Source organism: Marinomonas sp. IMCC 4694 (assembly GCF_008122525.1).
Classification (GTDB): Bacteria; Pseudomonadota; Gammaproteobacteria; order Pseudomonadales; family Marinomonadaceae; genus Marinomonas.
The window spans coordinates 1,211,396-1,225,038 of the sequence record NZ_VSRV01000001.1 but is presented as its reverse complement, the minus strand read 5'-3'; the positions used below and the strand labels follow the sequence as shown (position 1 = coordinate 1,225,038).

The following is a 13,643-nucleotide window of genomic DNA, read 5'->3' as shown; positions in this document are numbered from 1 at the left end:
CTTATTACCTATTATTTCACCCCCACTCCACTTCAGTTACTAGCATGTAACCCGCGCCATAAACGGTTTTAATAAGCGTATTTTTAGTATTTTCAGGTTGGATTTTTTTGCGCAGCCGAGAGACACGTACATCAATGCTGCGGTCATAAGGTACGGTGTTTTCACCTAATAATTGGTCACGCGACAGTATTTGGTAGGGATGTTTGAGCAGGGCCAGTAGCATGTCGGCTTCAGCGCGACTTAAGGTTTCTTGAGTCGGGGTGTCGGCATTGAGTGTGAGAGATCCTGGATGATAAGTCAGCCCCGCAAACCGGGCGCAGTGCGCTTTATGGGCAGGTTTCTCTTCGTGGGTTTGCATGCGTCGTTGTAGACTCTGCACTCTGGCAACCAATTCACGCGGTTCAAAGGGTTTGGTAATGTAATCGTCTGCACCCAGCTCTAAGCCAAGCACGCGATCGGTCAGAGCGTCTCTGCCTGAAACGATGATAATGCCAATGTTTTTGTACTGTAAGCGGCGGATGAGGTCGATGCCATCCATGTCGGGTAAGGTTAAATCCACAATACAGATGTCGGGCTGCTTGGCCAAAATACCTTGTTCTGCCGCTTGGCCAGTACTAAAGTATTTGGTATCGAAATAGAACTGATTCAGGGTATTGCAAATCAAGGTGCCTAGGTCTTTTTCATCTTCAACGATATAAATCAGACATTTTTTAGTCATGTTTGTGTCCTGAGTTATCTGTAAAATTGCCTGTGAAATTATCTGTTAAGTAACCTGTAAAGTTCGCTTCAATCGCCCCAGCAAGCGCGGTGCTATCAAACGGCTTTTGTAGCAAGACCCCGTTATATTCAGTTTGAATCAGCTGATCGCTGTACCCTGTCATCAGAACAAAAAAGGCCGTGGTGAACTTTTCTTGTACCAACGAAAAAACGTCATAACAGCTCGCTTTCCCTGGCATAACGCCGTCTGATACCACACCTACGAGAGAAGGCAATCCGACGTTGAGCAGCCCCATCGCTTCATCGGCCGTGCTGGCTTCAATCACCGCGTAACCTAATCCAAGCAACTGCTCACGGACCACAGACCGAACGTCTTGGTTGTCTTCTATTAATAGAACCAGCGCGTTATTAGGCTTTTTAGTTCGCCGAGTTGTTGAGGGCAATGCATATTTGGCCATGTCTTTCACACCGTCGGTGGCGGGCAATAACACTTCCACACACGCCCCTGTGTCGTCGTTGTTCGTGACGCGCATGTAACCTTTTGATTGCTTAACAAAGCCAAATACCATGCTCAATCCGAGGCCCGATCCCGCACCGGATAATTTGGTGGTATAAAACGGTTCACACGCTCTAATCAAGGCTTCCGGCGTAAAGCCCGTTCCACTGTCTTGAATAGAAAACAACACGTATTGTCCAGGAAATATAGGCTCATCAAAGGTATCTCGTGAGTCCAGTTTTGCACCATTGACCTTATTAACGCTGAGCAACAAGCGCCCACCTTTTGGCATGGCATCCGCTGAGTTGAGTAATAAATTCACCAGGGCGTCTTCCATGAGTGCAGAGTCAACATAAATCGCCGGACAATGATCTGTGACTTGGGTGACCAAAATAATATGATCGGGTAGTGGTGCCGAGATCAGCGCCACCACATCATGAACCAAAGATTGGGGCTCAAGGTAACTGGGGGACAAAGGCTGACGGCGAGAAAACGCCAACAGACGCCGAGTAAGATCAGCGCCACGACGCGTGGCCCTTATCGCCGGGGCCAAATGATGCTCCCATGCTTCTGGCACCGCGTCTTGATGCTGTAACGCCAACAAGTTACCCAGAATAATGGTCAGTAAATTATTAAAATCATGGGCCAAACCACCCGATAGCTGCCCGACCGTTTTCATTTTACTGGCTTCTGCTAAACGAATTTCAGTCTCTCGCTCTTTAGTAATATCAATCGATAAGGTTAATAACCCCACCACTTTTTTACTCTCATCATAAAATGGCAATACCGTTCGTCGCGTTAAAATAGGTTTGCCTTTGTCAATTAAAGGGTACTCATAAATCACGCGCTCACCTTGTAAAGCACGTTCAATGTGTGGGTGTATTGCGGCATACATGTCAGCCTCCACCACACTTGAAATACGCTTACCGACAATGCTGTCTTTGGTTTCGTTAAAGATCTCTAGGTATTCACGGTTGGCAAACACAAAGTTCAAATCGCTGTCTAAGTAAGCCACTTGCGCTGGCAACGCATTAAGGATCAGTCGCTGCCTTGCTTCTGTCGCTCGTAATTCAGATTGCGTTAATTCCAGCCTTTGCACGGCACCTAAAAGCTGCTGATTGCTTTCAGATAGCCCCTGTGTCCGCTCCGCCACCCTGAGGTTTAACGTGTGAATGTTATTGCGTAAACGAGACACCATGTAGTCAAACGACTCGGCCAATACGCCCAGTTCATCATTGCGTTTAATGCCTGTTTTTGCCATTAAGTCGCCCTTGTTGATTTTTTGTGCTGTCAATGACAGTTTACGAATGGGCGAGGTAATCCATTTAGCAAACAAGAACGCCACCAGCGCGCCGACTAATAACCCCACCACACCAATTGCGACAATACGCTGGCTTAATTGAATCGAACTGAACATCAAATCATCAAAGTACACCGACGAACTGATGTACCAATCAAAGCCGGACAAGTGCCGAGTCAGGGATAACTTCTCGTAGTTGTAATGCCCAGGATCGTCTGGCCGATCCCATTTGTAATAGAGCTCCTCGCCGGTATCAGCCATCGCCATAAGATCTTTGTAAATAGGATTACCGGTCACTGGATTAAGTTGCGTTTTGAAGTTAATACCATTGATATTAGCATTAGGGTGAAACAGCATATTGCCTTTTGAATCAAACACATAAAGATAACCATTATTGGAAATTTTAATGTCTTTTAAGACATCAGCAATGTCTTTAACGGCTTTTTCTTTCTGCGCGGCAATCTCTTTTTCAATGTCATCAATGTACACACCAGCGCCGATCACTAAGCCCCATTGGGGCATATTTTTAACAAAAGAGTATTTGTCAATGACCTGAGTTTCATCGAGTCGACTCCATTTATAGTTATAAAAGCCTTCGCCTTCCTTTAAAGCTAACGCCACCAATTTTGGAATAACTCGCTCGCCGTTTACGTCAATGTAAAGGGACATATCCGTATCATGAAACAGAGGCGATGGATGGGCTAAAATCTTTGCATCGTAGTCTGATATCCACACATAGCCTTCAAAACCAAATTTAAAATGGCGTAAGCTGAAAAAAATATCCTGCCAAATTTCTGCGTCAGAACGCCCTTTTTGCCTGCCATTTATCACCGCACTTTCGATGTAGTGTTCACTGAGTTCCACAATGGATTTTAAGCGTTGCTCGTGGTGGTTTAAGGTACGGTCAAGGTACGTATTGGAATTAAACGAAATGCTGCTGGCTAAATCATAAACCACGTTCAACACCTGACGGTTTGAATTGAGCTCTAATGTAAAAACGTTATTTTTAATCAGCGGGACAGATAAAAGATAAATAGCACCGAAGATACTGCTGATCAGCAATATCAATAAAACAAACAGCCGAAGCGTAATGGTCGACAGACGAAACATGGTTTTCTTCTTTTTTTATTAGAATTCAATCCTAACACAAACTTACTCAGCACCACCGGCTTGTTACATTTGGTTAGAATTGGAAAATAGTTTGGCAATGTTTCTCATCTAGTATCAATGCAAATATAAAAATAACAACACAAGCAGACCTGTCTGCTTATTTGCATAGAGTAAATACGATGTCTAAAACAGAAGCGGATTTTATCCTATCGACACACCATCTGAGCAAAGGCTTCAAAGGCTTCACGGCGGTCGATGATGTGAATCTCAATATTACTCGTGGTGATATTCACGCCTTAATCGGGCCAAACGGCGCAGGCAAAACCACGGTATTCAACCTACTTACAAAGTTTCTTCCGCCTTCATCAGGAAAGATTCTGTTTAATAATCAAGACATCACGGCACTCGATCCTGCCGCTATTGCGCGCTTGGGCGTGATTCGTTCTTTTCAAATTTCCGCGGTTTTCCCTAATTTGTCTGTACTGGAAAATGTACGTATTGCCCTGCAGCGCAAAGAAAAAAACAGCCTACATTTTTGGACCTCTGAAAAAGTGCTCAACAAGCTAAATGTCAAAGCGATTGAGCTGCTCGCTTCGGTTGGCCTAGAAAGCTTTGCCTACAGCAAAACCACGGATTTATCGTATGGCCGCAAGCGCGCACTGGAAATAGCAACCACATTGGCCCTTGAGCCAGAGCTCATGCTGCTCGATGAACCCACTCAAGGCATGGGGCATGAAGACATTGACCTGGTCGCTGACTTGATCAAAAAGGTCTCTAAAAACCGCACTATCTTAATGGTGGAGCACAATTTACACGTGGTATCCAAATTAGCCGACAAAATTACTGTGTTGCAGCGCGGAGCGATTTTAACCGAAGGTGACTATGCCACTGTGTCCGCCAATCCCCAAGTTCGAGAGGCTTACATGGGCACCGAGACCGTCGATCAGGAGGTGTCCGCATGAGCCACAATTCACGTGAAAAACTGCGTATTACTAATTTGCATGCTTTTTACGACGAGTCGCACATTCTGCATGGCATCGATATTTCTGTGATGCAAGGTGAGCTTGTGACTTTACTGGGTCGTAATGGCTCTGGCCGATCCACTACTCTAAAAGCCATCATGAATATGGTGGGCAAACGCAGTGGTGAAATTGTCGTCAACGGCGAAAACACCATGACCATGCCGGCTCATAAAATTGCGCATCTTGGGCTAGGATTTTGTCCTGAAGAGCGCGGTATTTTTGCCAGTTTAAGTGTTGAAGAAAATCTCTTACTGCCACCACAAGTTCGCTCCGATGCCATGAGCCTAGAGGAGATATACGAGCTTTTCCCTAACCTTTATGAGCGCCGCACCAGCCAAGGCACCCGCCTCTCGGGTGGTGAACAACAAATGCTTGCTCTCGCTCGCATTTTACGCAGCGGTGCAAACATTCTTTTATTAGATGAAATCACCGAAGGCTTAGCACCGGTCATTGTACAAAAACTCGCTGAAGTCCTCATGCTCCTCAAAAATCGCGGACTGACCATTTTGTTGGTCGAGCAAAACTTCCGCTTTGCTGCCCCCATTGCTGATCGTCATTACATCATGGAACACGGCCACATTGTGGAAGAGATTTTGGCCAGCGAACTGAGCACAAAAAGCGATCTACTTAATACCTATCTCGGGGTGTAATCCCAGATAACACCAGAAGCACAATAAAAATAACCACAGCTTGGAGTCACAACATGATATTTAAAAAGAAAAACCTATCTGCTCTTATCACCAGCATCGTCGTTGCAACGGTTGCAGCCACCATCGCCAGTACGGCCTCAGCCACCACTGACGGCAAAGTAAAAATCGGCGTATTAGCGGATATGGGTGGGACCTACGCCGACTTATGCGGTCCAGGCTGCGTTACCGCAACACGCATGGCAATTGACGATTTCGGCGGTAAGGTGCTTGGGCACGATATCGAATTAGTCTCGGCTGATTCGCAACTTAAACCCGACATTGCGTCTTCCGTAGCACGTAAATGGGTCGAAAATGAAGGCGTTGATGTAATTGGTGGACTCGTGTCATCCGCTGTGACAGGCGCAGTAACTCAGGTCACCAACAGCAGTAAAAACATCACCTTGATTACTGGTTCAGCGTCCAACGCCTTTACTACCAGCGCCTGCTCACCTTACATCGCTCACTGGACCTACAACGTCGTGGCCTTAGCCAACGGCACAGTGAAACAAATGGTGAATGCAGGCAAAAAGAAATGGTTCTTTATTACCGCGGATTACGCCTTTGGCCACGCACTGGAAGGCGTTTCTATGAAAGTCATTGAGGAAAATGGCGGTGAAACCTTGGGGACAGTGAGAGCGCCATTAGGCACGACAGACTTTTCTTCTTACGTACTGCAGGCCCAAGCGTCTGGCGCGGACGTCGTAGCCTTAGCCAATGCTGGTAACGATACCGTGAACGCATTAAACGCGGCAGCAGAATTTGGCCTGACAGATTACATGGACATTGCCGGCTTATTGGTGTTCACACCCAATGCGCAAGCCATGGACCCAGATACAGCAAAAGGCATGCGCTTAACGACTGGGTTCTACTGGGATATGGATGATCAAACACGCGCTTGGAGCAAACGCTTTGAAGCGTTACACGGGGCGATTCCTTCCATGGCGCACGCAGGCGCCTATTCAGCCACCATGCATTACCTTAAAGCGGTTGCCGCCGTGGGATCGGATGATTCTGATGCCGTCATGAAGCAAATGAAACTCACCAAACCAGATGACTTCTTCGCACGAAATGCAACCTTACGTGCCGACGGTCGTATGGAGCACGACATGTTATTGGTCGAAATCAAGAAAGCCGCCGATCGCAAAAGTAAAAACGACATCTACAACATTGTTGAGGTGATTCCGGGCAACAAAGCCTACAACCCGATGTTGCCAAGTTGCGCGTTCTGATCTTGGCAGTAGTGAGGAAAGCCGGTTTCGGCTTTCCTAATGTTTAAACACTATGTTCACATTCAAGGCAGTTGACACCTTATGGCAACCTTTCTCGGAATCAATTTTTTTGCATTGTTTGGTCAGTTATTAATCGGACTGATCAACGGCTCTTTTTACGCTCTGCTCAGCCTCGGCTTAGCCATTATTTTTGGCCTGTTACGCATCATCAACTTCGCCCAAGGCGCCATGTACATGCTAGGGGCTTTTGTCGCCTTGTTGGGCTTTAAGTACATGGGAATGAACTACTGGGTCGCACTTTTAGTAGTGCCCCTTGTTGTCGGCCTAATGGGGATTTTAATCCAACGTTTTTTAATTCGCCCTATTGCCAATGAAGACCATTTATACAGCTTACTGCTGACCTTTGGTTTGGCATTAATGATACAGGGCTTGTTCACCCACTGGTTTGGTTCTTCGGGTCAGTCTTATCCAGTGCCCGAGGCATTAAAAGGCGGGATGCGTTTACCGTTTATGTATCTGCCTAATTATCGCGCTTGGATCATTGTGGTCTCCGTTTTGGTGTGTTTTTCCACTTGGTGGATGATCGAAAAAACCAAGCTCGGAGTGTACTTACGTGCTGGCACGGAAAACCCTCAATTACTTCAGGCCTTTGGTATTAACGTGCCACTGATCGTCACGCTCACCTTTGGCTTTGGTGTGGGTTTAGCGGGTTTCGCAGGCGTTATGGCGGCCCCGGTGTATTCCGTTTCTCCCGATATGGGCTCAAATATTTTAATTATCGTGTTTGCCATTGTGGTGATTGGTGGAATGGGGTCGATGGGCGGCGCCATTTTAACTGGGCTGGGAATGGGCGTGGTAGAAGGCTTAACCAAGTACTTTTACCCAGAAGCGTCGGCGACGGTGATTTTTCTCGTCATGGTGATTGTACTGATGATCAAACCCTCTGGTCTATTTGGTAAAAACGCTTAGGAGCACTGTTTATGCGATCTCGTTTGGCTATTTTAGTTTTGTTGGGCTTGGCTCTTGCCGCACCTCTGGTCATTTATCCGGTTTTTCTGGCCAAAGTATTATGTTTTGCCCTTTTTGCCTGTGCGTTTAACTTGCTATTGGGGTTTGCCGGTTTGCTGTCTTTTGGGCACGCGGTTTTTCTTGGTACGGGCGGTTACGTCACTGGTTGGTTAATGATCAACAGCGGTTTAACACCAGAAATTGCCATCATCGCGGGCACAATCGCTGGCGGCTTGCTGGGGGCGATTTTTGGTAAATTGGCGGTAAAACGTGAAGGCATTTATTTTGCCATGGTGACCTTAGCCTTGGCGCAATTAGTCTTCTTCTTATACCTACAAGCGCCCTTTACAGGGGGTGAAGACGGCTTACAAGGGGTGCCGCGCGGCAAAGTGTTTGGCCTCATTGATTTAGCCGATAATCAAACCATGTACTACTTTGTATTAGCTATTTTCTTAGCCGGTTTCTGGTTGATTCACCGCACGGTGCACTCGCCTTTTGGGCAAATTATGAAAGCCATCCGCGAAAACGAAAGTCGTGCTACGTCACTCGGTTACGACGTGAATCAGTACAAATGGATTGCGTTTATTATCTCTGCGGCACTGTCGGCGTTAGCGGGTTCCACCAAAACTCTCGTCTTCGAGTTGGCGTCTTTGACCGATGTGCATTGGCACATGTCAGGGGAAGTGATTTTGATGACGCTGGTTGGCGGCGTTGGCACCATCGTAGGGCCATTGATCGGCGCAGGGGTTGTGGTGAGTATGCAAAATTACTTAAGTGGCGGCGAGCTCGGCAACTACTTGCACATCATTATGGGCGCGGTATTTGTCATCTGTGTATTGAGTTTTCGCAGCGGCATTGTCGGTCAATTTAATAAATTTCGTCGTAACAACTTTTAAGCTTTGGCTAAGGACTACACTCCATGAGCATTCAAATTATTGGCGTGATTGGCGCCGGACAAATGGGACAAGGCATCGCGCAAGTGATGGCCTGCGCCGGTTATCAGGTTCAGTTGATCGATTCTTCTGCCAACGCGTTGGATAACGCGGTAATACGCATCCGTCACAGTATGGATAAATTAACCAGCAAAGGCGTCCTCGAAGAAGGCAATGACTATATTGAAGCGATTCAATGCTCAACAGAGCTGACATCACTTGCCAAAGCAGATTTGGTGATTGAAGCGGCGACAGAATCAGAAAAGGTGAAAATCGCCATTTTTCAAGAATTGGCCTCGATTTGTCCAACGACCACACTGTTCGCCAGTAACACCTCGTCGTTATCGATTACTCGCTTGGCTGCCAGCATACCAAGCCCAGAACGCATGATTGGCATGCACTTTATGAACCCCGTGCCATTAATGCAACTGGTTGAAGTGATTGAAGGTCTGCAAACCGCTGAATCGACACGCAACGCGATCATGCAGGTGGCAAAAAAAGCCGACAAAATCGCGATTCCAGTCAAGGATCGCGCTGGTTTTGTATTGAATCGCATTCTGTTGCCCATGATTAATGAGGCGGTATTTGTACTCGAAGAAGGCTGTGCCACAGCCGAACAGATCGATCAGATTATGGTACTGGGCGCGGCTCACCCTATTGGTCCATTAGCTCTTGCCGATCTAATCGGCTTGGACACCTGCCTAAGTATCATGGACGTTTTGCACACCCAATTCGGCGATAGCAAATACCGTGCCGCGCCCTTATTGCGCCAAATGGTGGACGCTGGGCGATTGGGTAAAAAAGTCGGCCAAGGGTTTTATCATTATGGACACTAGCATGACACCGACCTTTGACCATCTTTTGCTAACGCAACCGCAAGACGACGTTTGGCTGATTACCATTGATCGCCCAACCGCCTTAAACGCCTTAAACAAAGCACTGTTGGCCTCTTTGAGCCAAGCATTTTACTGGTTGGATTCGTTGCCAACCACAAAAGTCATCCTGCTCACCGGTAGCGGCGATAAAGCTTTTGTAGCCGGTGCCGATGTCGCTGCAATGCAATCTATGACGGCCCTAGAAGCGCGAGAATTTTCGCATTTGGGCATGGCTTTGATGCACCAAATAGAGGCTTGTGCTGCCCCAGTGATTGCCTTGGTGAATGGTTTTTGTCTGGGAGGCGGATGCGAATTAGCACTGAGCTGCGATTATATTTTGGCCAGTGAAAACGCCGTATTTGGTCAACCTGAAGTGTCTCTGGGTATCACACCGGGGTTTGGCGGTACACAGCGTTTGGCACGAAGCATTGGCAAAGGGAACGCCATGCAATGGATTCTTACGGGCGACCGCATTTCAGCTCAAGAGGCGCTCAAACTGACGGTTTGCAGTCAGGTATTCAGCCCAGCTGAGCTGTTGAAAGGCGGCCTAGCGCAAGCAGAAAACATTGCCAAAAATGCGCCGCATGCTGTGCGCTTTGCCAAGCAACTGATCCATCAAGGTGTAAACATGTCACTGCAAGACGGTTGCCAGCTTGAAACCGAACGCTTTGCGCTTTGCTTTACCACACAAGATCAAACCGAGGGAATGACGGCTTTTATTGAACGTCGTACTGCTCGTTTTTCACATCTATAACAACATTATTATGAGGTCAACAATATGAATAATAATACCGCCCTCGATACCCAATTGAGCATAAATGGTCATTTGGATAAAAACACCGCAAATTACACGGCCTTAACACCGATCTCTTTTTTAGAGCGCACCGCCAGTATTTACCCTGACCGTATTGCCACCATTAATGGCCCGATCAAGCGCACCTGGCATGAAACCTATCAACGCTGCCGCCAGCTTGCTAGCGCATTACAACGCGAGGGCATTAAAAAGGGCGACACGGTATCGGTTATTGCGCCTAATATTTCAGAGCATTTTGAAACACATTTTGGCGTGCCCATGGCTGGCGCCATTTTAAATTCCATCAATACTCGTCTCGATGCCCCGACCATTGCGTTTATTTTGCAACACGCCAACAGCAAAATCGTTTTTGTGGATCGTGAATTCGGCGCCCTATTAAAAGACGCCTTAACGCTCATGTCCCACCCACCTTTAGTCATCGATATTGATGACAGCCAATGGCGAGGAGGTGAGCTGATTGGCACCACAGACTACGAAGCTTTTCTTGCGCAAGGCGACGAATTTTTTGATTGCCCAGCACTTGAAGACGAATGGGATTCTATTACGCTGAATTACACATCGGGCACCACAGGGGACCCAAAAGGCGTGGTGTATCATCACCGCGGCGCGTATTTAAACGCCATCAGCAACGCCATGTCGTGGGGCATGACTCAGCACCCAGTGTATTTGTGGATATTGCCCATGTTTCACTGCAATGGCTGGTGTTTCCCTTGGGCGATTGCCGCCATGGCGGGCGTGAGTGTCAGCTTACGCCACGCCAAAGCCGATGACGTGTTCAACATCATCAAACAAGAAAAAGTCGGCTATTTGTGTGCCGCCCCTATCATTCTCAACATGCTCAACGCCGCCGATGACAGCGTCAAATCTGGCATAGAACACTCTGTGAACGTGATGACCGCCGGTGCAGCGCCACCAGCGGCGGTTATTCAGGCTATGGAGGCCATCGGCTTTAATATTACTCATGTGTACGGTTTGACCGAAACCTATGGCCCTTGCGTGTATTGTGCTTGGAAAGACGAGTGGGACGATCATAGCGCCGAAGAAAAAGCCCGCTTAAAAGCTCGACAAGGCATCAAAGCGCCCATGCTGGAAGGCCTAATGGTGGCCGATCCAGACAGTTTAGAGCCGGTCCCACAAGATGGGAAAACCTTGGGGGAAATTTTCATGCGCGGCAATTTAGTCATGAAAGGCTACTTAAACAATCCAGCCACTACAGACAAAGCCTTTGCGGGCGGTTGGTTTCATTCAGGGGATTTGGCCGTTTGGCACAGCGATGGCTACATCGAAATCAAAGACCGCTCGAAAGACATCATTATCTCGGGGGGCGAAAACATCTCCAGCATCGAAATAGAAGACACGCTTTATCGTCACCCTATGGTGCAAGAAGCCGCCGTTGTCGCCAAGTTAGACGAAAAATGGGGCGAAACACCCTGTGCTTTTATCACTTTAAAAGACAGAGCTTTAAAAGACAGCACCTTAAAGAACAGCGCAAACACCGTCAGTGAACACGACATTATTCAGTTCTGCCGTGAACATATGGCGCATTTTAAAGCACCAAGATACGTGGTTTTTGGCCCCTTACCTAAAACCTCAACCGGCAAAGTACAAAAGTTTTTACTCAGAGATCAGGCGAATGCCTTGCCTTCGGCACACGCTTCATTGGAGAAACATACATGACACATCATCCCTTAAAAGCCATTGTCGCGGTAAAACGCGTTATCGATTACAACGTGAAAGTGCGCGTCAAAGCCGATCGCAGCGATGTGGATTTAAGCAACACCAAAATGTCGATGAACCCCTTTTGTGAAATCGCGGTGGAAGAAGCGGTACGTTTAAAAGAAGCTGGCCTCGTAGGCGAAATTGTCGTCGTGTCGATTGGCCCCAAAAGTTGCCAAGAACAAATTCGCAGCGCCCTAGCTTTAGGCGCTGACCGAGGCTTACAGGTGGAATGCGATACACCAGTCAGCCCATTGGATGTCGCCAAAATATTGCAAAAAATCCAGCAAGAAGAGAACGCCGACATCTTCCTATTAGGCAAGCAATCCATCGATGCCGACAATAACCAAACCGGACAAATGCTCGCGGCCTTGCTCGACTGCCCACAAGCGACCTGCGCATCTCGCGTTCACATTGAACATAACAAAGCGATCGTCACACGGGAAGTGGACGGCGGCTTACTCACCGTCGAAATGTCTTTACCCGCGGTGATCACAACAGACTTACGCCTCAATGAACCTCGCTTTGCGGCTCTGCCTAAAATCATGCAAGCCAAACGCAAACCCTTGGCAGTGAAAACCTTAGCCGACCTCGCTATCGAACTGACCACCGACATTGAGCTTATCTCAGTAGACAGCCCAACCCAGCGCCAAGCCGGCGTCATATTGAGCTCCGTGGATGAGTTGATGTCGACATTGCGCAACGACCCTAACGTACAGATGCCCAAGCACGATAAGGAAGCCTAGATGAAAACATTGATTATTGCGGAACATAACCACCACGCCTTAAAAGCCGACACCTTGGTAACACTAGGAGCAGCGCAACAGCTTGGGCAACCGATCGACGTGTTTATTGCGGGTCACGACATGGCACAATTGAGCCAAGACACGGCGACCATTGCCGGTATTGATCGTGTATTAAGCTGGGATCATGAAGCACTCGCCATGCCGTTTAGCGAAATACTCGCGCCTGTCATTGCCAATTTACGCTCACAATACAGCCATATTTTATTGGCGTCTTCGTCATTTGGCAAAGACCTCGCTCCTCGAATCGCTGCGCTGTGTGGTGTAAATGCGGTGTCTGATGTGATCGACATTATCAGCGCTAACCAATACAAACGCCCTATTTACGCGGGTAATGCCATTGCCACCGTACAAAATAACGCGGCTTGCCAAGTCGTCACGATTCGCACCAGTGCGTTTTCTGCTCCGAGCCATGAAACCGCCGCGTCGCCTGCTCACATTCAAGCGCTGTCCATCGAGTTACCTGACACGTCTGTGCGCTTCGTTGAGCAAACACTGAGTGAATCCAGCCGCCCCGAATTAAACAGCGCCGAGATCATTGTGTCTGGTGGTCGTGCTGTCGGCTCTGACGCCAATTTCTCCCTCATTTATGACTTAGCAGACAAGCTGGGTGCCGCGGTCGGTGCTTCAAGAGCGGCGGTCGATGCAGGCTACATCGCCAACGATTTGCAAGTCGGTCAAACCGGCAAAGTAGTGGCGCCCTCCCTTTACATTGCCATTGGCATTTCTGGTGCCATTCAACATCTTGCCGGAATGAAAGACTCTAAGGTCATTGTGGCAATTAATAACGACCCAGAGGCCCCTATTTTTTCTGTCGCTGATTACGGCCTTGTGGCTGACTTATTTGAAACGCTCCCCGCGATGACAGCACGTTTGTAGGCGCTCACTGTTTTTACGCAGCATGTTTACCGAACAACAACCGTTTACTTATT

At 47.9% G+C, this 13,643-nt stretch carries 12 protein-coding genes; 10 read left to right on the top strand and 2 right to left on the bottom strand.

Going from position 1 to position 13,643, the window contains the following annotated elements; all coding sequences use genetic code 11:
• Positions 1-16: 16 nt before the first annotated feature.
• A complete protein-coding gene (locus tag FXV75_RS05635) occupies positions 17-718 on the bottom strand; it encodes a response regulator transcription factor (protein ID WP_148831576.1) in 702 nt (233 codons plus the stop codon).
• A complete protein-coding gene (locus FXV75_RS05630; RefSeq protein WP_148831575.1) occupies positions 711-3,623 on the bottom strand; it encodes a cache domain-containing protein in 2,913 nt (970 codons plus the stop codon). Before FXV75_RS05630 ends, FXV75_RS05635 begins: the two co-directional genes overlap by 8 nt.
• A 179-nt stretch (positions 3,624-3,802) precedes the next feature.
• Here FXV75_RS05630 and FXV75_RS05625 point away from each other — a divergent pair, with 179 nt between their 5' ends.
• The 10 genes from FXV75_RS05625 (at position 3,803) to FXV75_RS05580 (ending at position 13,590) form a co-directional block, all read left to right on the top strand.
• The gene (locus tag FXV75_RS05625) at positions 3,803-4,585 is read left to right on the top strand and encodes an ABC transporter ATP-binding protein (RefSeq protein ID WP_148831574.1); all 783 of its coding nucleotides are present in this window, start codon (positions 3,803-3,805) and stop codon (positions 4,583-4,585) included.
• A complete protein-coding gene (locus FXV75_RS05620; RefSeq protein ID WP_148831573.1) occupies positions 4,582-5,295 on the top strand; it encodes an ABC transporter ATP-binding protein in 714 nt (237 codons plus the stop codon). Before FXV75_RS05625 ends, FXV75_RS05620 begins: the two co-directional genes overlap by 4 nt.
• 53 nt (positions 5,296-5,348) lie before the next feature.
• On the top strand, positions 5,349-6,563 hold the full coding sequence (locus FXV75_RS05615; RefSeq protein WP_148831572.1) for an ABC transporter substrate-binding protein: 1,215 nt from the start codon (positions 5,349-5,351) through the stop codon (positions 6,561-6,563).
• 81 nt (positions 6,564-6,644) lie between these two features.
• On the top strand, positions 6,645-7,532 hold the full coding sequence (locus FXV75_RS05610) for a branched-chain amino acid ABC transporter permease (protein ID WP_148831571.1): 888 nt from the start codon (positions 6,645-6,647) through the stop codon (positions 7,530-7,532).
• Between the two features lie 11 nt (positions 7,533-7,543).
• Positions 7,544-8,467 (top strand): branched-chain amino acid ABC transporter permease, encoded by a 924-nt coding sequence (locus FXV75_RS05605; protein WP_148831570.1) that lies wholly within the window; start codon positions 7,544-7,546, stop codon positions 8,465-8,467.
• Positions 8,468-8,490: 23 nt separating this feature from the next.
• Entirely contained in the window at positions 8,491-9,339 is an 849-nt protein-coding gene (locus FXV75_RS05600) for a 3-hydroxyacyl-CoA dehydrogenase NAD-binding domain-containing protein (protein WP_148831569.1), read from the top strand.
• Complete coding sequence (locus tag FXV75_RS05595; RefSeq protein ID WP_222863091.1) at positions 9,329-10,132, top strand: enoyl-CoA hydratase-related protein; 804 nt, start codon at positions 9,329-9,331, stop codon at positions 10,130-10,132. Before FXV75_RS05600 ends, FXV75_RS05595 begins: the two co-directional genes overlap by 11 nt.
• 24 nt (positions 10,133-10,156) lie before the next feature.
• Positions 10,157-11,869, top strand: a complete 1,713-nt coding sequence (locus FXV75_RS05590) for an acyl-CoA synthetase (protein WP_148831567.1) — start codon at positions 10,157-10,159, stop codon at positions 11,867-11,869.
• On the top strand, positions 11,866-12,654 hold the full coding sequence (locus FXV75_RS05585) for an electron transfer flavoprotein subunit beta/FixA family protein (RefSeq protein ID WP_148831566.1): 789 nt from the start codon (positions 11,866-11,868) through the stop codon (positions 12,652-12,654). Before FXV75_RS05590 ends, FXV75_RS05585 begins: the two co-directional genes overlap by 4 nt.
• Positions 12,655-13,590 carry an electron transfer flavoprotein subunit alpha/FixB family protein gene (locus FXV75_RS05580; RefSeq protein WP_148831565.1) on the top strand — a complete coding sequence of 312 codons (936 nt, stop codon included), beginning with the start codon at positions 12,655-12,657 and terminating at the stop codon, positions 13,588-13,590. It begins immediately after the preceding gene.
• The last annotated feature ends 53 nt before the right edge of the window (positions 13,591-13,643 follow it).

What these genes read in the sequence shown, in the direction of transcription:
- FXV75_RS05610 (WP_148831571.1), top strand. Translation starts at nt 6,645, where the DNA reads ATGGCAACCTTTCTCGGAATCAATTTTTTTGCATTGTTTGGTCAGTTA.
- FXV75_RS05635 (WP_148831576.1), bottom strand. Translation starts at nt 718, where the DNA reads ATGACTAAAAAATGTCTGATTTATATCGTTGAAGATGAAAAAGACCTA.
- FXV75_RS05590 (WP_148831567.1), top strand. Translation starts at nt 10,157, where the DNA reads ATGAATAATAATACCGCCCTCGATACCCAATTGAGCATAAATGGTCAT.
- FXV75_RS05595 (WP_222863091.1), top strand. Translation starts at nt 9,329, where the DNA reads ATGGACACTAGCATGACACCGACCTTTGACCATCTTTTGCTAACGCAA.
- FXV75_RS05580 (WP_148831565.1), top strand. Translation starts at nt 12,655, where the DNA reads ATGAAAACATTGATTATTGCGGAACATAACCACCACGCCTTAAAAGCC.
- FXV75_RS05625 (WP_148831574.1), top strand. Translation starts at nt 3,803, where the DNA reads ATGTCTAAAACAGAAGCGGATTTTATCCTATCGACACACCATCTGAGC.
- FXV75_RS05605 (WP_148831570.1), top strand. Translation starts at nt 7,544, where the DNA reads ATGCGATCTCGTTTGGCTATTTTAGTTTTGTTGGGCTTGGCTCTTGCC.
- FXV75_RS05615 (WP_148831572.1), top strand. Translation starts at nt 5,349, where the DNA reads ATGATATTTAAAAAGAAAAACCTATCTGCTCTTATCACCAGCATCGTC.
- FXV75_RS05630 (WP_148831575.1), bottom strand. Translation starts at nt 3,623, where the DNA reads ATGTTTCGTCTGTCGACCATTACGCTTCGGCTGTTTGTTTTATTGATA.
- FXV75_RS05600 (WP_148831569.1), top strand. Translation starts at nt 8,491, where the DNA reads ATGAGCATTCAAATTATTGGCGTGATTGGCGCCGGACAAATGGGACAA.
- FXV75_RS05620 (WP_148831573.1), top strand. Translation starts at nt 4,582, where the DNA reads ATGAGCCACAATTCACGTGAAAAACTGCGTATTACTAATTTGCATGCT.
- FXV75_RS05585 (WP_148831566.1), top strand. Translation starts at nt 11,866, where the DNA reads ATGACACATCATCCCTTAAAAGCCATTGTCGCGGTAAAACGCGTTATC.